The organism is Stenotrophomonas sp. 704A1 (genome assembly GCF_030549525.1).
Taxonomy (GTDB): domain Bacteria; phylum Pseudomonadota; class Gammaproteobacteria; order Xanthomonadales; family Xanthomonadaceae; genus Stenotrophomonas; species Stenotrophomonas tuberculopleuritidis.
Map to the genome: position 1 here is coordinate 199115 of NZ_CP130831.1, position 21519 is coordinate 220633.

Genomic DNA, 21519 nt, shown 5'->3' on the forward strand with positions numbered 1-21519 from the left:
CGGCATGAAGCAAGGCTGAAAGCGCGCCCGCCGCTCAGCTGCCAGAAAGGAAAAAGGGCCGCGCACTGCGCGGCCCCTTTGCCTGCCTGCCGGAGGGGTTCAGTGACCCATGCTGCGCTGGGCCTGCTTCACCTGCTCCTGCTGGGCGTCCTGCTGCTGGAGCACATTGGGTGCACCGTGCACCGCGCCGCTGCTGAACGCCAGGCTCTGCTCACTGGCCGCGCGGGTTTCCACCGCAGCGCGGCAGGCGGCCGGATCGCCGGCGGTGCCCTGTACGGCGAAGATCCGCTCGCCGTTGCTGCTCGGCACCACCGCATCGATGCGCTGCATGCCGCTGGCCTGGGCTTCCCGGGTCAGCGCGGCGGCGGCGGCCTCCAGTGCATGCCGGTCCTTGAAGGTGCCGGCCGGCAGGCCTTCCAGGCCCGTCACCGCCTGGTTGTACATCGGGTTCTGCGGGTGGCGCTCGTCGTTGAGCAGCGGACGCTCACGTGCGTCCTTGATCGCTTCCAGGGTCTTCGGACCGATGATGCCGTCCACCGTCAGGCCGTTGTCCTTCTGCAGCTGGCGCACCGCGGCCTCGGTATTGCGGCCGAGCCGGCCGTCCTCGACCAGCGGCTTGCCATCGGCCCCCACATAGCCCAGGTGGCCCAGGTCTTCCTGCGCCCTGCGTACGCTTTCGTTGTGCGCGCCGTGCCTGTGGATCTCGTTGCCGGTCGGCGCCTTGTCCTGCGCCGTCGGTGCTGCTCCGGCCGCGCCCCTGGCCTGTGCCTGGTCCTGCTGCTGGCTGCGGTTCTCCAGCAGGTCGCGCGCCTGGTGCAGCGGGTCGGAGGCGAACAGTTTCCAGTCGGGGTTGTCCTTGACCTGCTTGAGGTAATCCTCCACCGGCATGGTATGCACGCCCAGCCTGCCGGTGGACTGGCTGATCAGCAGCTTGTCGGTGTTCGGGTCGCGCACCACCATCACGATGTGGTCGATGCCGTTCCAGTGCTCGTGCTTGGTCCTGGCGGTATCCAGGCCGATGACCATGCCTTCCTTCAGCGCGCCCGGCACCAGGATGTCGTCGCGCTTGAGCAGTACGCCCGAGTCCTTGTACGCGTCATGCACGATGCCGCCCGAGCCGGCGAAGCCCAGCTTGATCTTGTCGGCATCGGTGAAGACGGCGCGGCCGGCCTTCTGGTTGATCTCGTCCTGGGTCTTGTTGAGCATCGTGCCGACCCAGCCGGAGCAATCGATGTAGCCCTGGTCGACGTTCTTGCCGGTGATGCCGTTGCCCCGGTAGTACCGGCTGGATTCAATGTTGATGGCGTACTTGACGTTGTCGTACTTCACGCCGGCGTTGTATGCGGCCTCCAGCGAGATACCCGGCGCATCCTGATTGGCGGCGGCGGCAGTGGCGGCCACGGTGGCCGCACCGGCCGCCACAGCGGCCTGCGCCGCCGGGGTCACCGGCTGTGCCGGCGCTGCCTGCACCGGGGCCGGGCGCGCCTGCGCCTCGCTGATCGGCGCGATGTTCTTCTCCGGAATGCTGATCGCATCGTACTTGCGGTCGTAGTACTGGGCGAAGGTACTGGCCAGGTCACGATCGTTCATCGTGCGCATCTCGGCACGGGTATGGCCGGTCAACGCTTCGACGTCGCTGCCGATCTGGCCCATGATGCGCGGGCGCATGTCGATCGGGTTGCCGCGGCCGTCGCGGACCACGCCGAAGGTACCGGTGGCGATCGCGGTCTGCACCGAGCCATAGCCGGCCGCACCCTGCTGGTGGGCCAGGTACAGGTCCAGGCCGGTCGGCGTGGCTTCGCCGGACAGGTACGGGTGCCCGGTACGCTCATGGCGCTTTTCCATGTCCGCCAGGTTGCGCTTGAACATCTCCGCGGCCGCTTCGGTATTGCGGGTCGGGTCGTACTCATGGCCGCTCAGGCCGTACTGGCGCGCCGACGACGGCAGGAACTGGAACAGGCCCTTGGCATCGGTCCTGTCGTTGTGCGCACGCTCGTCGAAGCGGCCACCGGTCTCGATGTGGGCAAAGCGCAGGAAATCCTCGCTCGGGATGCCCTTGCGCTGTGCGACCTGCTCGATGATGTCGAGAACTTCCTTTTTGCTGTAGTCACGTTGTGCCATGACATTTCCTCTGGGGTTGATGGAGCGGCGCGATGCCGCGATACGCCAACCGGACTCATCCGTGAGTCATCAACATGTCGGTCAACAGGTGCTGCGTAAACGAACCGGTTACTTCTGGACGTAGGCCTTGGTGGCTGCGTCGTAGGTGTAGTGCACGGCGTCGCCCGTACCCAGTGCACGGGTCTGGCCCGGGCCGGAGACGGTGGTGCCGGACGGGGTGACAGTGAGGGTCGGCAGGTCGCTGCCGGCGCCGGCGCTGAAGGACAGCGCGCCCTGGCTGCTGACGCACGGCATCACCTGGCCCTCGTCGCAGGCGGCCGAGTTGTCTTCGCCGGTGATGATCGTGCCGAGGCTGCTCCAGACCTGTCCGTCCTCGGTTTTTTCATAGTCGGGGTTGAACACCAGCACCGTGTAGCTTTCCACGCTGGTGCCGGTGGCGAAGGTGCTGGTCGGCACCGCCAGCACCAGCTTGCCGGCCGGGGTGCGGTATTCCTGCGGCTTGCGCTTGCTGTCGATCTCCGGCGCCGTGCCATAGGCACCGACCGACCCGATCGAACGCTCGGCGCCCTTCAGCACCCACGGACGGTCCGGCTTGTCGCCGGTCTGGGTGAAGGTGGCTTCGGTGAGGGTGACCCGGCTGTCCGGGCCGACGTCGTCTTCGCCGGGCTTGCCGAACTTCTGCGGCGTGTTCCAGGCAAAGCCGGTGTAGTAGCGGGTGCCGGCCAGTTCAAAGGCATGGCCGAACCAGAACGAGGCGACGCTGCCGTTGGCGACTTCATAGGAGACGGCACCGTCGCCATCGACGTCGTAGATGAAGTACAGCACGCTGCCGGCATCGGGCGGCGTTGCGGCGGCGGCGGGCGTAGGGGAGCTCTGCATCGGGGCAACATCCTGTCGTGGCGCGGGGGCGCCCTGTGGTGACGCGGTCGAGGTCGAAGGGGAGCATGCGCTGGCAAGCAGCGAAACGAGCAGGCAGGCGACGCCCGCACACAGGCGTGGTTGCGCGCGGACCGATCGGAACGGGGGAAGAATCAACATGCACCTCTCCATGGATTGCGGGCGTCGGGCAGGAAAGCCAACGCAGGAAACACCCCGGCCAGGCGGAGTGTCGTGAGGGGCCGGTCGATTCCTTCGACCTCGCAAGAACAACCCATCGCCCTTGATGATGGCACAGATGGCCCAGCGATCAAAGGGGGCGCCCGCGGGGCATCCGCCACTGTGATCGCGGTCTCAGATCTTGCCGTCGCGCAGGTAGTCGAACAGCTCGGCGTCACCCTTCAGCCCCAGCTTGAGCATGGCATCGCCCTTTTGCCGGCTGATGGTACTGACGCTCTTGTGCAGCTGCAGCGAGATCTCCTTCACCGTCATGCCGGTGCCGAGCAGACGCAGCACTTCCACTTCGCGCGGCGACAGCGGCTTGCCATCGCCCTCGCGCATGCGCCAGCTGCCGGCCTGCTCGACCCGTTCACGCAGGCTGCGGCTGATGTAGGACTGGCCCCGGTAGACCGCCTGGATGGCCTGCGGCAGCTCGTCCATCGACGAGCTCTTGTCGACCAGGCCGAGGACCCCGCTGTCGAGCACCATGCGCAGGATGGCCAGGTTGTTGGAGACGCTGAGCATCAGCACCGGCAGGTCCGGATGGTGGCGGCGGATCATGCCGATCATGGCGAAGCCATCGGCCTGGACGCTGCCGGGCATGGAATAGTCAGTGACCAGTAGGTCGCAGGGTTGGCTCTTCAGCAGCGCCATCAGCGCCTGGGCGTTGTCGGCCTCGCCGACGACCCTGCCGACCCCGCTGGATTCGATGACGGCGCGGGTTCCGATGCGGACCACGGGGTGATCGTCTGCGATGATGATGCGCAAGGTCATGCTCTAGTATGGCACCGGCACGCCGGACCGCGACCGTCGCGGTCCCTGGCAGGACTTCCAGGAGATCGTCGCAGATGGGCAGCTGGGCCGTGCGTGGCGTGATCCTGCTGATGACCCTGCTGGGCTGGGCGGCCGCCGCCCAGCCGGCGCCGGGTCCGTTGCCGCTGAGCCCCCTCCAGCGCGACTACCTGGCTGCACATCCTGTTGTCGTCGTCGGACAGTATGACAGCGGTTGGCCGCCGTTCGAGTCGATTCATGACGGCACGCAGGTCGGCCTCGGCCCGGATTACCTGTCGCTTCTCACCCGTCAGCTCGGCCTGAGCATCGAGACCCGCCGCTATCCTGATTGGCCAGCCGTGCTGGATGCGGCATGCCGCGGCGAGATCGACGTAGTGATGAACATCGCGCTCAGCGCCGAGCGCACCCGCTGCATGGTCTACACCGCCGCCTATGCCGAGGCCCCGCTGGCCATGGTCGGGCGCCCGCAGGACCTGCGTGCCTCGGAGATGCCGGACCTGGACGGGCTGCGCGTGGTGATCGAGCAGGACTTCATGACCGCCCCGCAGGTGCGCGCGCGATTCCCACGCGCACGCCAGCTTGTCGCAGAAGACACGTTGAGTGCGCTGCGTATGGTCAGAGACGACAAAGCCGACGTTTTCATCGGCAATGCCTATGTGGCCACCGAGCTGATCGCCAGCGCGCGTCTGCAGGGCGTGGTGCTGCTGCGTCCCAGCGACCTGCCGCCGGAACGGCTTCACTTCGGTGTGCCCAACAGCAAGCAGCCGCTGTCGGAAGCACTGGACCTTGCGCTGGCCGCCACCAGCCAGGCCCAGCGCGATGCGTTGGCGCAGCGCTGGCTGCCTCCGCCGAAATGGTCGGCGTCGGCGCAGCTGGCGCTCAGCCAGGCCGAGAAGCGCGTGCTGCAGCAGCCGTTGAAGATCGGCTTCGCGCCCAATGCCGCGCCGCTGTCGTTTGCCGACGAGGACGGCAAGCCGAGCGGTCTGGCCAATGAATACCTGCAGCGGCTGATGCAGGCGGGCGCCAACCTCCAGGTCGAATCCAGCCATGACTGGTACGAGGTGCGGGAGAAGGCCCGCAGCGGCCAGCTGCAGGCGGTGATGGGCATCCCCGCCGATTCGCGCTACCTGGGACCGGAATGGGTGTTCAGCCAGCCCTTCATCACCGTGCCCAACGTGATCGTCACCCGCCATGACAGCCCTTCGATGCTGGGCCTGTCGGACCTGCAGGGCAAGCGCGTGCTGCTGTCCGATCCGGAGCGGGTGCGCGGCTACATCCAGCAGCAGGCGCCGCAGGCCAGGATCATCGCCGCGCGCAGTACCGAGCAGGCGCTGCAGCGGCTGGCCGATGGCGAGGCCGATGCCTACGTGGGCAACCTGGCGCTGGTCGACCAGCTGCTGCGCAACCGCTTCCCCGGTCGCCTGCAGCTGGCCGCCCCCGCGGGTTTCAATGACCAGCTGGCCCTGGCGGTGGAGCGCCGCCATGCTGCGCTTGCCACCACCTTCGACCGCCTGCTGCTGCAGCTGGGCCCGCGCAGGCGCGAGGCCCTGCAGGGCGACTGGCTGTCGGTGGAGTACCGCGACGGCATGGATTGGGACACGCTGCTGCGCTGGGGCATTCCGCTGTTGCTGATCCTGGCCACCGGCATGGTGGTGCACGGCGTGGGCCACTGGCGCCTGCGCCGCGAGGTGGCCGGCCGCCGCGTGCTGGAACAGCGGCTGGCGGAAGTGACCGACAACCTGCCGGCCATCGTCTACCAGGCCCGCCGTGAAGCAGACGGCACCCTGAGTTTCCCCTTCATCGCCGGCGACGTGCAGGCGATGTTCGGGATCAGCCCGCAGCAGGCCGAAGCCGATGCGCAGGTCCTGCTGGCGCGCATCGATGACGATGACCGCGAACAGGTGCTGCTGGCCATCGAGCAGGCCGCGCGCAACTTCGCACCGCTGTCCTTCGAGTTCCGCATCCACCGCGGCGATGGGCCGCCCTGCTGGGTGCGCAGCCAGGCGCATCCGTATTCCACCGAGGCCGGTGCGGTGACCTGGAGCGGCTACTGGGTGGACGTGAGCCAGGCGCGGGCGCAAGCCGATGCGCTGGCGGCGGCCAAGGTCGAAGCGGAGCAGGCAGCGGCGGCCAAGTCGCGGTTCCTGGCCACCATGAGTCACGAGATCCGCACGCCGATGAGTGGCGTGCTGGGCATGCTGGAAGTGCTGGCGCATTCGCCGCTGGATGCCGAACAGCAGCGCATTCTCGGCGTGATCGAGGACTCGGCGCAGATGCTGCGGCAGATCCTCGATGACATCCTGGACTACTCGCGGATGGAGGCGGGTGCACTGCGCCTGGAACCGGTGCCGCTGCCGGTGCGCCCGCTGCTGGAAGGCGTGCACCGGCTGCTGTCGGCGCAGGCCGCGGCGCGGGGCCTGGAGCTGCAGCTGGAGATCGATCCGCAGCTGGCCCAGGCCCATGAGGTGGACGGTGTACGCCTGCGCCAGATCGTGTTCAACCTGGTCAGCAATGCCATCAAGTTCACCCTGCAGGGATCGGTACGGCTGCAGCTGGAAGTGCTGGGTCCGAGCGCGGACGATGGCAGCCAGCCGCTGCGCCTGAGCGTGGTCGACACCGGCATCGGTATCGCGCCCGAGCATCTGCCCACCCTGTTCGAACCGTTCACCCAGGCCGGTGCCTACATCCAGCGTGATCATGGCGGCACCGGGCTGGGCCTGAGCATCTGCCGTAGGCTGGTGCAGAAGATGGGCGGCGAGCTGCGGCTGGAAAGCACGCTCGGTGTGGGCACCCGGGTCGAGGTGCTGCTGTCGCTGATCGAGGCGCGCAGCGAAGACGTAGCGGCGCTGCAGTCCGAGCAGGAGCAGACCGCGCTGCTTCCGGTGGACCTGCGCCAATCACGGGTGATGGTGATCGAGGACCACCCCACCAACCAGGCCATGATGGCCTGGCGCCTGCAGCAGCTGGGCGTGCCGCATGTGCTGGTGGACGATGGACAGCAGGCGCTGGACCGGTTGGCGCAGGAGTCCTTCGATCTGGTCATCACCGATTGCCGGATGCCGGTGCTGGACGGATTCGGCTTCACCCGCCTGCTGCGCGAGCGCGAGGGCCGCAACGGCCAGGCGCGGCTGCCGGTGCTGGCGCTGACCGCCAGCGTGCTGGATGACGATGCACGCCGCTGCCGCGAAGCCGGCATGGACGACGTGCTGGCCAAGCCACTGTCGCTGGCCACGCTGCGCCAGGCGCTGCTGCGCTGGTTGCCGCGTACCGAAGGCCGCAGCGTGGCGGCCGCCGCTGACAGCACCGCTGACAATGCCGGTGACGGCGGCGGCAGTGACCACGGCGACGGCGACGGCGACGGCGCGGAGCTGCCCGACCTGGCGACACTGCAGCGGCGCTTCGGTTCGCGCGATGTTGCCCTGCAGCTGCGCGACAGCCTGCTCAAGGCCAGCACCGAGGACATCGCGGTGCTGCAGCGCGCGCTGCAGGCCGGCGACCACGTCACCGCCGCCGCGCATCTGCATCGTCAGGCCGGTGCGCTGGGTGCGGTCGGCGCGCGCGGCCTGGCTGCGCGCGCCAATGGACTGGTCGAGCGCCTGCAGGCGGCCGCCGCTGCGGAGCGGGCGCCTGCGCTGGCCGATGCCGCCGCGTTCGTGGTGACCCTGCAGCAGCAGCTGCACCGCCTGGCTCACTGAGCCGCGTGTTCCTGCAGGTAGGCGATCACCAGCGCGCGCCGTTGCGGGCTGGGGAATGCGTTGTACATGCGGGTACCGGGCACCACATGGGTCGGTGACTGCAGGAAGCTGTCCAGGGTCTGCGCGCTCCAGACGATATCGGCGCGGCGCATGCCCTGCGAGTAGGCGTAGTCGGGCAGGCTGCCGGCGCGGCGGCCGATCACCCCATGCAGGTTGGGCCCGTAGCGGTGGATGCCGCCTGCCTTGACGGTGTGGCAGCCGGCACACAGTTCGAAGGCCTGCTGCATGGCCTGCTGACGCGCCTGTTCCGGTGTGTCAGGCGCTGCCGGCGGGCGCTGGCATGCGCTGGCGGCCAGTGCGATGGCCAGGGCAGGGAGCAGGGAAAAGGCGCGCATGGCCGGGCAGGATAACCGGGGGTGCAGCGTGCCGGGCTGCGACCGGCGGTCGCAGCCCGGGGGCCGATCACATGCCCGAATAGTTCGGGCCGCCGCCGCCCTGCGGCGTCACCCAGACGATGTTCTGGGTCGGGTCCTTGATGTCGCAGGTCTTGCAGTGCACGCAGTTCTGCGCGTTGATCTGCAGCCGCGCGTTGTCGGCCTCACCGACGAACTCGTACACGCCGGCCGGGCAGTAACGTGCCTCCGGGCCCGCGTATTCGGCCAGGTTCACCGTCACCGGAATGCTGGCGTCCTTCAACGTCAGGTGGCTGGGCTGGTTCTCGTCGTGATTGGTGCTGCTGAGGAACACCGAGCTGAGGCGGTCGAAGGTCAGCACGCCATCCGGCTTGGGGTAGGCGATGCGGGTGTGCTTCGATGCCGGCTCCAGGCAGGCGTGGTCCGGGGTGCTGTGGCGCAGGGTCCACGGCGGATTGCGCACGCCCAGCTTGGGCAGCAGCCACTGCTCGATGCCGGTCATCAGCGTGGCCACGGTCTGGCCCTTCTTGAACCACTGCTTGAAGTTCTTCGACAGCTTCAGTTCGTCATGCAGCCAACTGGTTTCGAACGCGGCCGGATAGGCGCTGAGTTCGTCGTGCTGGCGGTCAGCGACCAGGGCGTCGAAGGCGGCGTCGGCGCACAGCATGCCGGTCTTGATCGCGGCGTGGCTGCCCTTGATGCGGCTGGCGTTGAGGTAGCCGGCCTCGCAGCCGACCAGCGCGCCACCCGGGAACACGGTCTTCGGCAGCGACAGCAGGCCACCGGCGGTGATCGCACGCGCGCCGTAGCCGATGCGGGTGCCGCCTTCCAGGTGCCTGCGGATGGACGGATGGGTCTTGAAGCGCTGGAATTCCTCGAACGGGCTCAGCCACGGGTTCCTGTAGTCCAGGCCGACCACATAGCCGATGGCGACCTTGCCGCCGTCGGCGTGGTACAGGAACGCACCGCCGTAGGTGTCGCTGTCCAGCGGCCAGCCCGCGGCGTGCACCACCAGGCCCGGCTCATGCCTGGCCGGGTCGATCTGCCACAGTTCCTTGATGCCGATGCCGTAGGCCTGCGGATCCTTGCCTTCGTCCAGTCTGTAGCGGGCGATCAGCTGGCGGCCGAGGTGGCCGCGCGCGCCTTCGGCGAACACGGTGTACTTCGCGTGCAGGGCCATGCCGCGCTCGAACGCCGGGCCGACGCTGCCGTCCTTCTCGATGCCCATGTCGCCGGTGGCCACGCCGATCACCGCGCCGTCGTCGCCGTACAGCACTTCGGCGGCCGCGAAACCGGGGAAGATCGCCACCTCCAGCGCTTCGGCCTGCTGCGCCAGCCAGCGGGTGACTTCGCCCAGGCTGATGATGTAGTTGCCTTCGTTGTGGAAGCACTCCGGCAGCAGGGCGTGCGGGGTGGTACGGGCGCCGGTTTCGCTGAGGAACAGGAATTCGTCACGGGTGACCTTCTGCTTCAGCGGTGCGCCGCGCTCGGCCCAGTCCGGGAACAGTTCGGTCAGCGCGCGCGGGTCCATCACCGCGCCGGACAGCACGTGCGCGCCCGGCTCGGAGCCCTTTTCCAGCACGCACACCGACAACTCGCGACCGGCTTCGATCGCGCGCTGGCGCAGGCGGATCGCGGTGGCCAGGCCGGCCGGGCCGGCACCGACGATCACCACGTCGAATTCCATTACTTCACGCGGGGGCAGGGCGTTGGCTTCAGCGCTCATCGATTGCATGACTCGTGGGTAGGGCCGGCATCGGGGCCACCGGCGGTGCCTGGGAATCGCGCGTGCGGCCACGGGCGAAACGGTTGTTTGAATGTGTCAGGGTACCGGGCTGCGCGTGATCGAGCTAGATCGACGCTGTTCACACCGCGTTTGCTGCAGTGCAGCGTAATGTCGGAGCGCCGAATGACCGACAATGGCCTGGTCCTGACTGCGCGTGAGTGCCATGGCTTTGCATCCGTACGATCTGTTCGATGTCCGTTCCCTGCTCAGCGAGGAAGAGCGTGCGGTGCAGGAGAGCGTGGCCCGCTTCACTGACGAGCGCGTGCTGCCGATCATCGGTGATGCCTTCGACCAGGCCCGCTTCCCGTCCGAACTGGTGCCGGAAATCGCAGCGCTGGGCCTGCTGGGCGCCACGCTGCCGGCCGAGTATGGCGGCGGCGACCTCGGTGCGGTCAGCTATGGCCTGATCTGCCAGGAACTGGAGCGCGGCGATTCAGGCCTGCGCAGCTTCGTCTCGGTGCAGAGCTCGCTGTGCATGTACCCGATCTATGCCTATGGCAGCGAGGAACAGCGCCGGCAGTGGCTGCCGGCGATGGCACGCGGCGAGCTGATCGGCTGCTTCGGCCTGACCGAGGCGCACGGCGGTTCCGATCCGGCCAGCATGAAGACCCGCGCGGTGCGCGATGGCGACGACTGGCGGATCAACGGCAGCAAGATGTGGATCACCAGCGGTCCCGTGGCCGATCTGGCCATTGTCTGGGCGCAGACCGAGGACGGTATCCAGGGCTTCGTGCTGGAGAAGGGCATGGCCGGGTTCACCACGCAGGAGATCAAGCACAAGATGAGCCTGCGCGCCTCGCTCACCGGCGCGCTGTACTTCGATGACGTGCGCGTGCCCGACAGCCACCGCCTGCCCAACGTGAAGGGCCTGAAGGGGCCGCTGGGCTGCCTGACCCAGGCCCGGTTCGGCATCAGCTGGGGGCCGATCGGTTCGGCCATCGCCTGCCTGGATGAAGCGCTGGGCTATGCCAAGGAACGCGTGCTGTTCGGCCGCCCGCTGGCCGCGACCCAGAGCGCGCAGATCAAGCTGGCTGAAATGGCCCGCCGCATCACCACCGCGCAGCTGCTGGCGCTGCAGCTGGGCCGCCTGAAGGAAGCCGGCCAGCTGCAGCCGCAGCAGGTCAGCCTGGCCAAGTGGAACAACTGCCGCATGGCCATCGACATCGCCCGCGAATGCCGCGATCTGCTGGGCGGGGCCGGCATCACCACCGAGCACGTGGCGATCCGCCACGCGCTGAACCTGGAATCGGTGATCACCTATGAAGGCACCGAGACCGTGCACCAGCTGGTGATCGGCCGCGAACTGACCGGCATCAACGCGTTCTGAGTGCCATCCACGCAGGGCGTGGATCCACGGGCCGTTGCCGACCCGGGTCGGCAGGGCGGTGGGGCGTGGATTACGCGCCGCCGGCAAACCCGTGCTGGCGCCACGCCTCGTACATCACCACCGCAACGGTGTTGGACAGGTTGAGGCTGCGGTTGTCCGGCCGCATCGGCAGGCGCAGCCGGTGGCCATCGGGCAGGGCATCCAGCACCTCCTGCGGCAGGCCGCGGCTTTCCGGGCCGAACAGGAAGGCATCACCGTCGTCGAACGCCACGCTGTCGTAGCGGACGCTGGCACGCGTACTCAGGGCGAACAACCGCTTCGGTGCGATCCGCGCCAGCGCGGTGTCCAGGTCGGGGTGCACCTGCAGGCGCGAGTACTCGTGGTAGTCCAGCCCGGCGCGCTTGAGCTGCTTGTCTTCCAGTGCGAAGCCGAGCGGCTCGACCAGATGCAGCTGCGCGCCGGTGTTGGCGCAGAGCCGGATCACGTTGCCCGTGTTGGGCGGGATTTCCGGTTGGAACAGGATCACGTGGAACTGGGGCGCGGCATTCATCGGCGCAGTGTACCTGCGACGACCGCCGCCTTTACGGCGCACGCCCTGCGCGGGGCAGGGCGGCACCGGTTACGGGCGCAGCAGGACCTGGGCGGTCTCGGTGGCCAGCACCTGCAGGTCGGCAGCACTCGGGCGCACCTGCAGGGCCGGCAGGTTGACGATCACCGTGTTGGCGACGCTGGTGGCGGCGGCGGCCAGGGTGGCGGCGTAGCGCTGGGCTTCCAGCTCGGCGGCCAGGGCGACGCGCTGTTCCAGGCTCGGGCGCACTTCCACCGAGGCCAGGGTGGTGATCGGCATCGCGGCAGCCACCGGGGCGGCGACGTAGCCGTTGCGCTCGGCCAGCTGGTCGGCGCTCGGGCGCACTTCCACGGTGGCCAGGGTCGGGATGCCGCTGGCCTGTTCCCAGGCCTGCTGGGCCAGCTGGTCGGCGGCCGGGCGGACCTGGACGGTGTCCAGCGTCTTGATGGGGGTGGAGGCCTGCACCGACGAAACAACCGCGGTGCCGGCAATCAGGGCGATGGCGATGGCAATGGTCTTGGTGTTCATGACGGGGCCTGTTTAGTGTTGGTGAGCAGTGGTGTGGTAGTAAGGTAGAACACCAGTTCTGGGGATGCAAGGAAAATCTCTGATTCCGTGCATTTGTTCAGTCTTCAGTCAGGTTTCGTCTGAAGCCCTTCCTGGCGCAGGAAGTACAAAGCAAACCGCGTGCCAACTTTTAATCTTTGATTTTCAAGGGTTTTATGCCGGACGGAAGGTGTCCGCAGGGCGGACACCTGTCCATTCGCGGTACTGCGGACACTGTCCGGACGCCGCGTTGCCGCAGACGTGACCGCCGCACGCCGGGGCCGGATGGCCCGTTTGCCGGATCACCCCCAGTGACTGGTGGCCGATACCGGGCACGCTGCACGCACGCTAGGATCGGGATTCACCTACGTGACCAAGGACCCGGATATGTCTCTCGCCCTGCGCCCGCGCGCTGCCCTGCTCGCCGTTGCCCTCAGTACCGCCCTCGGCACGCTTGCGCCGACCTCTGCGCTGGCGGCAAAGCCGGCCGCGCCCAGCAAGGTGGATATCCCGTTCGAGCAGTTCACCCTGCCCAACGGCCTGCGCGTGGTGGTGCACACCGACCGCAAGGCGCCGATCGTGGCGGTCAATGTCTGGTACCACGTCGGCAGCAAGGACGAGCCGGCCGGCCGTACCGGGTTTGCGCACCTGTTCGAACACCTGATGTTCCAGAGCAGCGAGAACCACGACGGCGAGTACTTCGAACCCTTCAAGCAGGTGGGTGCCACCGGCCAGAACGGCACCACCAACACCGACCGCACCAATTACTTCGAGAACGTGCCGACCACCGCGCTGGACATGGCGTTGTTCATGGAATCCGATCGCATGGGCCACCTGCTGGGCGCGATCGACCAGGCCGCGCTGGACGAACAGCGTGGCGTGGTGCAGAACGAGAAGCGCCAGGGCGAGAACCAGCCCTACGGCCAGGTGTGGGAAAAGCTCAACCGCGCGCTGTATCCGGCCGGGCATCCGTATCACCACAGCGTCATCGGCTCGATGAACGACCTCAACGCTGCATCGCTGGATGACGTCAAGACCTGGTTCCGTACCTGGTACGGCCCGAACAATGCCGTGCTGGTGCTGGCCGGTGACATCGACCTGGCCACCGCCAAGGAAAAGGTCACCCGGTACTTCGGCAGCATTCCAGCCGGGCCGAGCATGGCGCAGCCCAAGGTGGACGTGGCCAGGCGCGATGCCGATACCCGCGAAGTGATGACCGACAAGGTGCCGCAGGCGCGCATCTATCGCGCCTGGAACGTGGCCCAGGTCGGCACCACCGACATCGACCAGCTGCAGCTGCTGGCGCAGGTGCTGGGCGGCGCCAAATCCTCGCGCCTGAGCCAGCGCCTGCAGCACCAGGACAAGCTGGTGGACAACATCAGCGCCGGCGCCTACGCCTCGCAGCTGGGTTCCAACTTCATGGTGATGGCCACGGTGAAGCAGGGCCAGGATCCGGCCAAGGTGGAAAAGATCATCGATGAGGAGATCGCCCGCCTGATCAAGGAAGGCCCGACCGCCGACGAGCTGGCGCGCGCCAAGACCGGCTTCCGCGCTGGTTTCATCCGCGGCATCGAGCGCATCGGCGGCTTCGGTGGCAAGGCCGACGCGCTGGCCGAGTGCACGGTCTATACCGGCGACCCCGGCTGCTTCCGGACCTCGCTGGCCAACATCGACAAGGCCAGTGCCGCCGATCTCAAGCGCCTGGGCGCGCAGTGGCTGGACACCGGAAGCCATACCCTGGTGGTGGAACCGGGTGAGCGTGTCGCGCTGAAGGAAGAGCCGTCGCAGGCGCCGAAGCCGTTCAACGTGCCGGCCGTGGACAAGAAGTACAGCACCCTGGCCGAGCAGGTCGACCGCAAGGCCGGCGTGCCGCAGACCCGCGAATTCCCGCAGCTGAAGTTCCCGGCACTGCAGCGCGCCACGCTGAAGAACGGCACCACGGTGGTGCTGGCCGAACGCCATGAGATCCCGGTGGTGCAGTTCAGCTACCAGTTCCCCGGTGGCTTCACCGCCGACCAGGGCCGCAAGCCGGGCACCGCCAACTTCACCATGAGCCTGATGACCGAAGGCGCCGGCAAGCTGGGCTCGCTGGCCTTCGCCGACGCCGCCGACGCACTGGGCGCGAGCCTGGACGCCTCGGCCGGGCTGGATTCGGTGGAGGTGGAGCTGTCGGCGCTGAAGGAGAACCTGGCACCGTCGCTGGCGCTGTATGCCAGCCTGCTGCGTGAGCCGCGCTTCGAGCAGAGCGAGATCGACCGGGTCAAGGCGAGCTGGATCGCCGGCATCCAGCAGGAGAAGGTCAACCCGGGCGCGGTGGCGATGCGGGTGCTGCCGCCGCTGCTGTACGGCAAGGGCCACCCGTACGCGATCCCGTTCACCGGCAGCGGCGACGAAGCCGCCATCGCCAGCCTGGCCCGCGAGGACCTGGTGGACTTCCACCGTGACTGGCTGCGCCCGCAGGACGGCACGCTGATCGTGGTGGGCGATACCACCCTGGCCGAGATCGTGCCGCTGCTGGACAAGCAGCTGGGCGACTGGAAGGCCAGCGGTGAGGCGCCGACCATCAAGGCCACCACGGCCGTCGCGCTGCCGCAGCGCCCGCGCGTGTTCCTGATCGACCAGCCTGGCGCGGTGCAGGCCAACCTGTTCGCCGGCCAGGTGGTGGCGCCGTCCAGCGATGCCGGCTCGACCCGCTTCGACATCGCCAACGGCGTGATTGGTGGCGACTTCACCTCGCGCCTGAACATGAACCTGCGCGAGGACAAGCACTGGTCCTACGGTGCCCGCACCAGCGCCAGCAACACCGTGGGCCAGCGCCCGTGGATGGCGATGGCGCCGGTGCAGATCGACAAGACCGGCCCGGCCATGGCGGAGATGCGCAAGGAAATCGCCGAGTTCGCCAGTGGCAGCAAGCCGGCCACCGATGCCGAAGTGGCGCGCATCCGCAACATCCAGACGCTGAGCCTGCCCGGTGCGTACGAAACGGCTGCTGCGGTGGCTTCGACCATCGGCAACATCGTGCAGTTCAAGCGCCCGGATGATTACGTGCTGCGCCGCAAGGCCGAGATCGAGGCGATGACCCCGGCCCAGGTGCAGCAGGCTGCCGCCGAGATCAAGCCGCAGGCCCTGACCTGGGTGGTGGTGGGCGACCTCAAGCAGACCGAAGCGGCCGTGCGCGCGCTGAACCTGGGCGAGGTGACCGTGATCGATGCCGAAGGCAACCCGGTGAAGAAATAAGGGACGTGCCTGCCCGCTCCGGCGGGCAGGCCTGCTGTGGCAGCGCCGGGCCGCGCCCGGCGTTCTTTTTCGGCGGCCGGCGATGCCGCGCCGCGCGCTCGCCGGGCATGGCCCGGCACTACTGGGGCATCGCCCGGCTACCCCTGATTCAGGCTGTTCAGGCAGAATCCCCCCATACCCTTCCAGGATCTGCCCATGCGCGTTCTGCTGCTGTCCTCCCTGCTGCTCACCGTCACCGCGTGTACGTGGGTGCCGATCGAACCGGCCGGCAAGGCGACCCGCGTGCTGCCGGCAGGCCCGGTTCCGGCCGGTTGCATCGCCAAGGGCGAGGTGGTGGTGACGGTGAAGAGCAAGGTCGGTTTCTACAACCGCAACCCGCTGCGTGTGCAGGAAGAGCTGGAAACCCTGGCCCGCAACGAGGCGCCCAGCACCGGCGCCAATGCGGTCCAGGCCGCCGCTGCACCGGCCGATGGCAGCCAGCGCTTCGCGGCGTTCCAGTGCCCGCCGCGCTGAATCCTTCACCATACGGCCAAGGCTGAATCCGTAAAGATGCGGTGAAGGGCCGGGGGTTATAGAATAGCGCCCCCTTTGCCTGAGCCTTGGCGCTAACCTCGATGCTCTTCAAGAATGTCTCGATCGCCGGCCTCGCACACGTCGATGCGCCGCATACGCTGACGACCAAGGAAATCAACGAACGGCTGCAGCCGACGCTGGATCGCCTGGGCATCCGCACCGACGTGCTCGGCGATATCGCCGGCATCCACGCACGTCGCCTGTGGGACAACGGCGTCCTGGCGTCCGACGCAGCCACCATGGCGGGCCGCAAGGCGCTGGAAGACGCGGGCATCGAAGCGACCCAGGTCGGCCTGCTGGTCAACACCTCGGTCAGCCGTGACTACCTGGAACCGTCCACGGCGTCGATCGTGTCCGGCAACCTGGGCGTCAGCGACGAGTGCATGACCTTCGACGTTGCCAACGCCTGCCTGGCCTTCATCAACGGCATGGATATCGCGGCACGCATGATCGAGCGTGGCGACATCGACTACGCGCTGGTGGTGGATGGCGAGACCGCCAACCTGGTGTACGAGAAGACCCTGGAGCGGATGACCGCCCCGGACGTCACCGCCGACGATTTCCGCAACGAGCTGGCGGCGCTGACCACCGGCTCCGGTGCCGCGGCCATGGTGATGGCGCGCTCGGAACTGGTGCCCGACGCGCCGCGCTACAAGGGTGGCGTGACCCGTTCGGCCACCGAGTGGAACCAGCTGTGCCTGGGCAACCTGGACCGCATGGTCACCGACACCCGCCTGCTGCTGATCGAAGGCATCAAGCTGGCGCAGAAGACCTTCACTGCCGCCAAGATCGCCCTCGGCTGGGCCGTGGAAGAGCTGGACCAGTTCGTCATCCACCAGGTCAGCCAGCCGCACACCGCTGCGTTCATCAAGAATTTCGGCATCGACCCGAAGAAGGTCATGACCATCTTCGGCGAGCACGGCAACATCGGCCCGGCCTCGGTGCCGATCGTGCTGAGCAAGCTCAAGCAGCTGGGCAAGCTGAAGAAGGGCGACCGCATCGCGCTTCTGGGCATTGGTTCCGGCCTGAACTGCTCGATGGCTGAAGTGGTCTGGTAAGCAGCCCGCTGCCCGACCTCCTGTAGAGCCGAGCCATGCTCGGCTCACGCGCGCAGCGCGGCTCTTCCGCAGCGGACCGGAGAGCAGCCGAGCACCGGCTCGGCTCTACACTGCGCCGCGACTCTCCTTAGGTGCTCCGCATGCGCGATCTTCCCGGTTACCCCGCCCACCCGCAGCGCTTCGAAGTGCGCCCTGGCCTGTCGATGAGCTATCTCGACGAAGGTCCGCGCGACGGCGAGGTGGTGGTGATGGTGCACGGCAATCCGTCGTGGAGCTATTACTGGCGCACGCTGGTGGCCGGCCTGTCGGACAGGTACCGCTGCATCGTGCCCGACCACATCGGCATGGGCCTGTCGGACAAGCCCGATGACCGCCGCTACGAGTACACGCTGCAGTCGCGCGTGGACGACCTCGATGCGCTGCTCAAGCACCTGGGCATCACCGGCCCGGTGACCCTGGCCGTGCACGACTGGGGCGGCATGATCGGTTTCGGCTGGGCGCTGTCGCACCACGACCAGGTCAAGCGCCTGGTGGTGCTCAACACCGCTTCGTTCCCGATGCCGGCGGCGAAGAAGATGCCGTGGCAGATCGCACTGGGCCGCCACTGGACGATCGGCGAGTGGATCATCCGCAGCTTCAACGCGTTCTCGTCCGGTGCCTCGTGGCTGGGCGTGGAGCGGAAGATGCCGGCCGACGTGCGCCGCGCCTATGTGTCGCCGTACAACAGCTACGCCAACCGCATCAGCACGATCCGCTTCATGCAGGACATTCCGCTGTCGCCGGCCGACAAGGCCTGGTCGCTGCTGGAGCGCGCCGGCAAGGCGCTGCCGTCGTTCGCCGACCGACCGGCCTTCATCGGGTGGGGCCTGCGTGACTTCGTGTTCGATCACCACTTCCTGAAAGGCTTCCAGGCCGCGCTGCCGCAGGCACAGGTGCATGCCTTCGAGGACGCCGGGCATTACGTGCTGGAAGACAAGCACGAAGTGCTGGTGCCGGAGATCCGCGCGTTCCTGGACAGGAACCCGCTCTGAGGGCCGAGCCGACCGTGGGTCGGCCCGCCGGACTATGCCGCGATGGGGGCCTGCGGCGGCGAGGACGGGCTGTTGCCGTTGTCGTCCGGATGGTCGTCGTCGTTGTCCGCGTCGTCGCGCCAGCGCCAGTCGGCCAGGGTCAGCGGATCCAGGCCGTAGGCGATACGGGCCTTGTCGCACTGCGGGCTGGCCTTGCCGTACTCCCACGATGCGTCCACTTCACGGCACACGCTGGGCCGGTTGGGGTGGATCGTGCAGCGCGAATACACGCCGATCTGCGCATCCAGCGCCACGCAGCGCACCGGCTTGGAGTGGGTGCCGCGCATGCACAGGCGATGGGGATCGAGCACCTCGGTCAGCTGGTGCGGCACGCCGCCGGGGGTGACCTCGTCCGATTCCATCCAGTGGAAAGCCACGCGGTATTGGGTGCAGCAGGCGCCGCAGGTCATGCAGGGATGTTGCATGGGCACGCCGCCTCGGGCGGCAGTCGGAATCGGGAACGAGGCTGCGGATTTTCCACGAAGTGGGCCGCCGCGCAAGAAATTCCGTAAGCGGCGACAATGAACGGATGAACGGACCCTGCAACATCGCCGCGCGCCTGCCCGAGCTGGCCCGTGAACGCCCCGACCAGATCGCCATCCGCTGCCCCGGCCGCCGCGGTGCCGGCAACGGCATGGCCGCCTATGACGTGACCCTCGACTACCGCCAGCTGGACGCCCGCAGCGATGCCATGGCCGCAGGCCTGGCCGGCTACGGGATCGGCCGCGGCGTGCGCACGGTGGTGATGGTGCGGCCCTCGCCGGAATTCTTCCTGCTGATGTTCGCCCTGTTCAAGCTGGGCGCGGTGCCGGTGCTGGTCGACCCGGGCATCGACAGGCGGGCACTGAAGCAGTGCCTGGACGAAGCGCAGCCGCAGGCCTTCATCGGCATCCCGCTGGCCCATGTGGCCCGGCTGGTGCTGCGCTGGGCACCGTCGGCGACACGCCTAGTCACCGTCGGCCGGCGCCTGGGCTGGGGCGGTACCACGCTGGCCGCGCTGGAACGCGCCGGTGCCAAGAGCGGGCCGATGCTGGCTGCGACCGACGCCGAGGACACCGCCGCCATCCTGTTCACCAGCGGCTCCACCGGTGTGCCCAAGGGCGTGGTCTACCGCCACCGCCATTTCGTCGGCCAGATCCAGCTGCTGGGCAGCGCCTTCGGCATGGAAGCGGGCGGGGTGGACCTGCCGACCTTCCCGCCGTTCGCCCTGTTCGATCCGGCGCTCGGCCTGACTTCGGTGATTCCGGACATGGACCCGACGCGGCCGGCGCAGGCCGACCCGGCGCGGCTGCACGATGCCATCCAGCGCTTCGGGGTAACCCAGCTGTTCGGCTCGCCGGCGTTGATGCGCGTGCTGGCCCGGCACGGGCGCCCGCTGCCGACGGTGACCCGGGTGACCTCGGCCGGTGCGCCGGTGCCGCCGGATGTGGTCGCCACCATCCGCAGCCTGCTGCCTGCCGACGCCCAGTTCTGGACGCCGTATGGCGCCACCGAATGCCTGCCGGTGGCCGTGGTGGAAGGGCGCGAGCTGGAACGTACCCGCGCGGCCACCGAGACCGGTGCCGGCACCTGCGTCGGCAGCGTGGTTGCGCCGAACGAGGTACGCATCATCGCCATCGACGACGCGCCGCTGCCGGACTGGTCGCAGGTGCGCGTGCTGGCGGTGGGCGAGGTGGGCGAGATCACCGTGGCCGGCCCGACCGCAACCGACAGCTATTTCAACCGGCCGCAGGCCACTGCCGCGGCGAAGATCAGTGAAACGCTGGCCGATGGCAGCGTGCGCATCGTGCACCGCATGGGCGATGTCGGTTACTTCGACGCGCAGGGCCGGCTGTGGTTCTGCGGTCGCAAGAGCCACCGCGTGGAAACCGCACAGGGACCGCTGTATACCGAACAGGTCGAACCGGTGTTCAATACCGTGCCCGGCGTGGCGCGCACGGCGCTGGTCGGCGTTGGCCCGGCCGGTGCGCAGGTGCCGGTGCTGTGCGTGGAGTGCCAGCGTGGCAGGAGTGACAGCCCGGCGCTGCAGGAAGCGCTGCGGGCGCACGCGGCGGCCCGCGCGGCCGACGCCGGCCTGCAGCACTTCCTGGTGCACCCGGCATTCCCCGTCGATATCCGTCACAACGCCAAGATCGGCCGCGAGAAGCTCGCCGTCTGGGCCAGCGCCGAACTGGAGAAGCGCGCATGAAGATCCTGGTCACCGGTGGTGGTGGTTTCCTCGGCCAGGCGCTGTGCCGCGGGCTGGTCGAGCGTGGCCACCAGGTGCTGGCGTTCAACCGCAGCCATTACCCGGCGCTGCAGGCGCTGGGGGTCGGCCAGATACGCGGTGACCTGGCCGATGCGCAGGCGGTGCTGCACGCGGTGGCCGGCGTCGATGCGGTGTTCCACAACGGGGCCAAGGCCGGCGCCTGGGGCAGCTACGAGAGCTACCACCAGGCCAACGTGGTCGGCACCGACAACGTCATCGCAGCCTGCCGCGCGCACGGCATCGGCAAACTGGTCTACACCTCCACGCCCAGCGTGACCCATCGTGCCACCCATCCGGTGGAGGGCCTGGGCGCCGACGAGGTGCCCTATGGCGAGAACTTCCAGGCGCCGTATGCGGCGACCAAGGCGATCGCCGAACAGCGCGTGCTGGCGGCCAACGACGCCACTCTGGCAACGGTGGCGCTGCGGCCGCGGCTGATCTGGGGACCGGGCGACCAGCAACTGGTGCCGCGCCTGGCCCAGCGCGCCCGCCAGGGACGCCTGCGCCTGGTCGGCGATGGCAGCAACAAGGTCGACACCACCTACATCGACAATGCCGCGCTGGCGCACTTCCTCGCCCTGGATGCCCTGGCGCCCGGCGCCGCCTGTGCGGGCAAGGCGTACTTCATCTCCAACGGCGAGCCGCTGCCGATGCGCGAACTGCTCAACAAGCTGCTGGCCGCCGTAGGTGCGCCGGCCGTGCAGAAGAGCCTCAGCTTCAAGGCCGCCTACCGCATCGGCGCCGTCTGCGAGCGGCTGTGGCCGCTGCTGCGGCTGCGTGGCGAACCGCCGCTCACCCGCTTCCTGGCCGAACAGTTGTGCACCCCGCACTGGTACAGCATGGAGCCGGCACGGCGCGATTTCGGCTACGTGCCGCAGGTCAGCATCGAAGAAGGCCTGCGCCGGCTGAAGGCCGCGTCATGACGGCCGCGTCACGGCGCTGAAGGCTTCATCAATCGCAGAAGTTGCCATCACCGGTTGCACACCGGCC

General features: G+C 68.3%; 16 protein-coding genes. 8 read left to right on the forward strand and 8 right to left on the reverse strand.

Going from position 1 to position 21519, the window contains the following annotated elements; genetic code table 11:
• Nucleotides 1-99: 99 nt before the first annotated feature.
• The 3 genes from Q5Z10_RS00860 to Q5Z10_RS00870 form a co-directional block, all read right to left on the reverse strand.
• Nucleotides 100-2121, reverse strand: a complete 2022-nt coding sequence (locus Q5Z10_RS00860; RefSeq protein WP_303637479.1) for a peptidoglycan-binding protein — start codon at nucleotides 2119-2121, stop codon at nucleotides 100-102.
• Between the two features lie 108 nt (nucleotides 2122-2229).
• A complete protein-coding gene (locus Q5Z10_RS00865) occupies nucleotides 2230-3000 on the reverse strand; it encodes a hypothetical protein (RefSeq protein ID WP_303637480.1) in 771 nt (256 codons plus the stop codon).
• A gap of 351 nt (nucleotides 3001-3351) precedes the next feature.
• Complete coding sequence (locus tag Q5Z10_RS00870) at nucleotides 3352-3990, reverse strand: response regulator (RefSeq protein WP_303637481.1); 639 nt, start codon at nucleotides 3988-3990, stop codon at nucleotides 3352-3354.
• Nucleotides 3991-4064: 74 nt separating this feature from the next.
• Between Q5Z10_RS00870 and Q5Z10_RS00875 the strand changes: the two genes are divergently transcribed.
• Nucleotides 4065-7703: an ATP-binding protein gene (locus Q5Z10_RS00875; protein ID WP_303637482.1), complete on the forward strand. Its 3639-nt coding sequence runs from the start codon at nucleotides 4065-4067 to the stop codon at nucleotides 7701-7703.
• Here the strand turns inward: Q5Z10_RS00875 and Q5Z10_RS00880 are convergent.
• Complete coding sequence (locus Q5Z10_RS00880; protein ID WP_303637483.1) at nucleotides 7697-8098, reverse strand: c-type cytochrome; 402 nt, start codon at nucleotides 8096-8098, stop codon at nucleotides 7697-7699. The two genes, Q5Z10_RS00875 and Q5Z10_RS00880, sit on opposite strands and share 7 nt — an antisense overlap.
• Before the next feature lie 67 nt (nucleotides 8099-8165).
• The gene (locus Q5Z10_RS00885; RefSeq protein WP_303637484.1) at nucleotides 8166-9842 is read right to left on the reverse strand and encodes an electron transfer flavoprotein-ubiquinone oxidoreductase; all 1677 of its coding nucleotides are present in this window, start codon (nucleotides 9840-9842) and stop codon (nucleotides 8166-8168) included.
• A gap of 223 nt (nucleotides 9843-10065) precedes the next feature.
• On the opposite strand from Q5Z10_RS00885, the gene Q5Z10_RS00890 reads away from it, so the two are divergent.
• Nucleotides 10066-11229 carry an acyl-CoA dehydrogenase family protein gene (locus tag Q5Z10_RS00890; RefSeq protein ID WP_303637485.1) on the forward strand — a complete coding sequence of 388 codons (1164 nt, stop codon included), beginning with the start codon at nucleotides 10066-10068 and terminating at the stop codon, nucleotides 11227-11229.
• 70 nt (nucleotides 11230-11299) lie between these two features.
• Here Q5Z10_RS00890 and Q5Z10_RS00895 read toward each other — a convergent pair whose 3' ends face one another.
• On the reverse strand, nucleotides 11300-11779 hold the full coding sequence (locus Q5Z10_RS00895) for a tRNA (cytidine(34)-2'-O)-methyltransferase (protein ID WP_303637486.1): 480 nt from the start codon (nucleotides 11777-11779) through the stop codon (nucleotides 11300-11302).
• Nucleotides 11780-11848: 69 nt separating this feature from the next.
• The gene (locus Q5Z10_RS00900) at nucleotides 11849-12325 is read right to left on the reverse strand and encodes an XAC0231 family protein (protein ID WP_303637487.1); all 477 of its coding nucleotides are present in this window, start codon (nucleotides 12323-12325) and stop codon (nucleotides 11849-11851) included.
• Nucleotides 12326-12730: 405 nt separating this feature from the next.
• Between Q5Z10_RS00900 and Q5Z10_RS00905 the strand changes: the two genes are divergently transcribed.
• The 4 genes from Q5Z10_RS00905 (at nucleotide 12731) to Q5Z10_RS00920 (ending at nucleotide 18242) form a co-directional block, all read left to right on the forward strand.
• Entirely contained in the window at nucleotides 12731-15580 is a 2850-nt protein-coding gene (locus Q5Z10_RS00905; protein ID WP_303637488.1) for a M16 family metallopeptidase, read from the forward strand.
• Between the two features lie 195 nt (nucleotides 15581-15775).
• Entirely contained in the window at nucleotides 15776-16093 is a 318-nt protein-coding gene (locus tag Q5Z10_RS00910; RefSeq protein ID WP_303637489.1) for a DUF4156 domain-containing protein, read from the forward strand.
• Nucleotides 16094-16194: 101 nt separating this feature from the next.
• Nucleotides 16195-17211, forward strand: coding sequence for a 3-oxoacyl-ACP synthase III (locus Q5Z10_RS00915; protein ID WP_008264841.1), 1017 nt, complete (start codon nucleotides 16195-16197; stop codon nucleotides 17209-17211).
• A 140-nt stretch (nucleotides 17212-17351) separates the two neighbouring features.
• The gene (locus Q5Z10_RS00920) at nucleotides 17352-18242 is read left to right on the forward strand and encodes an alpha/beta fold hydrolase (RefSeq protein ID WP_303637490.1); all 891 of its coding nucleotides are present in this window, start codon (nucleotides 17352-17354) and stop codon (nucleotides 18240-18242) included.
• Nucleotides 18243-18274: 32 nt separating this feature from the next.
• Here Q5Z10_RS00920 and Q5Z10_RS00925 read toward each other — a convergent pair whose 3' ends face one another.
• On the reverse strand, nucleotides 18275-18706 hold the full coding sequence (locus tag Q5Z10_RS00925; protein ID WP_019338515.1) for a YkgJ family cysteine cluster protein: 432 nt from the start codon (nucleotides 18704-18706) through the stop codon (nucleotides 18275-18277).
• A 104-nt stretch (nucleotides 18707-18810) separates the two neighbouring features.
• Here Q5Z10_RS00925 and oleC point away from each other — a divergent pair, with 104 nt between their 5' ends.
• Nucleotides 18811-20469: an olefin beta-lactone synthetase gene (gene oleC / locus Q5Z10_RS00930; protein WP_303637491.1), complete on the forward strand. Its 1659-nt coding sequence runs from the start codon at nucleotides 18811-18813 to the stop codon at nucleotides 20467-20469.
• Nucleotides 20466-21452: a 2-alkyl-3-oxoalkanoate reductase gene (oleD, locus tag Q5Z10_RS00935; RefSeq protein WP_303637492.1), complete on the forward strand. Its 987-nt coding sequence runs from the start codon at nucleotides 20466-20468 to the stop codon at nucleotides 21450-21452. The genes oleC and oleD overlap by 4 nt, the downstream gene beginning before the upstream one ends.
• Nucleotides 21453-21519: the final 67 nt, after the last annotated feature.

What these genes read in the sequence shown, in the direction of transcription:
- oleC (WP_303637491.1), top strand. Translation starts at nt 18,811, where the DNA reads ATGAACGGACCCTGCAACATCGCCGCGCGCCTGCCCGAGCTGGCCCGT.
- Q5Z10_RS00865 (WP_303637480.1), bottom strand. Translation starts at nt 3,000, where the DNA reads ATGCAGAGCTCCCCTACGCCCGCCGCCGCCGCAACGCCGCCCGATGCC.
- Q5Z10_RS00875 (WP_303637482.1), top strand. Translation starts at nt 4,065, where the DNA reads ATGGGCAGCTGGGCCGTGCGTGGCGTGATCCTGCTGATGACCCTGCTG.
- Q5Z10_RS00915 (WP_008264841.1), top strand. Translation starts at nt 16,195, where the DNA reads ATGCTCTTCAAGAATGTCTCGATCGCCGGCCTCGCACACGTCGATGCG.
- Q5Z10_RS00895 (WP_303637486.1), bottom strand. Translation starts at nt 11,779, where the DNA reads ATGAATGCCGCGCCCCAGTTCCACGTGATCCTGTTCCAACCGGAAATC.
- Q5Z10_RS00890 (WP_303637485.1), top strand. Translation starts at nt 10,066, where the DNA reads ATGGCTTTGCATCCGTACGATCTGTTCGATGTCCGTTCCCTGCTCAGC.
- Q5Z10_RS00900 (WP_303637487.1), bottom strand. Translation starts at nt 12,325, where the DNA reads ATGAACACCAAGACCATTGCCATCGCCATCGCCCTGATTGCCGGCACC.
- Q5Z10_RS00905 (WP_303637488.1), top strand. Translation starts at nt 12,731, where the DNA reads ATGTCTCTCGCCCTGCGCCCGCGCGCTGCCCTGCTCGCCGTTGCCCTC.
- Q5Z10_RS00885 (WP_303637484.1), bottom strand. Translation starts at nt 9,842, where the DNA reads ATGAGCGCTGAAGCCAACGCCCTGCCCCCGCGTGAAGTAATGGAATTC.
- Q5Z10_RS00880 (WP_303637483.1), bottom strand. Translation starts at nt 8,098, where the DNA reads ATGCGCGCCTTTTCCCTGCTCCCTGCCCTGGCCATCGCACTGGCCGCC.
- Q5Z10_RS00920 (WP_303637490.1), top strand. Translation starts at nt 17,352, where the DNA reads ATGCGCGATCTTCCCGGTTACCCCGCCCACCCGCAGCGCTTCGAAGTG.
- Q5Z10_RS00925 (WP_019338515.1), bottom strand. Translation starts at nt 18,706, where the DNA reads ATGCAACATCCCTGCATGACCTGCGGCGCCTGCTGCACCCAATACCGC.
- Q5Z10_RS00870 (WP_303637481.1), bottom strand. Translation starts at nt 3,990, where the DNA reads ATGACCTTGCGCATCATCATCGCAGACGATCACCCCGTGGTCCGCATC.
- oleD (WP_303637492.1), top strand. Translation starts at nt 20,466, where the DNA reads ATGAAGATCCTGGTCACCGGTGGTGGTGGTTTCCTCGGCCAGGCGCTG.
- Q5Z10_RS00910 (WP_303637489.1), top strand. Translation starts at nt 15,776, where the DNA reads ATGCGCGTTCTGCTGCTGTCCTCCCTGCTGCTCACCGTCACCGCGTGT.
- Q5Z10_RS00860 (WP_303637479.1), bottom strand. Translation starts at nt 2,121, where the DNA reads ATGGCACAACGTGACTACAGCAAAAAGGAAGTTCTCGACATCATCGAG.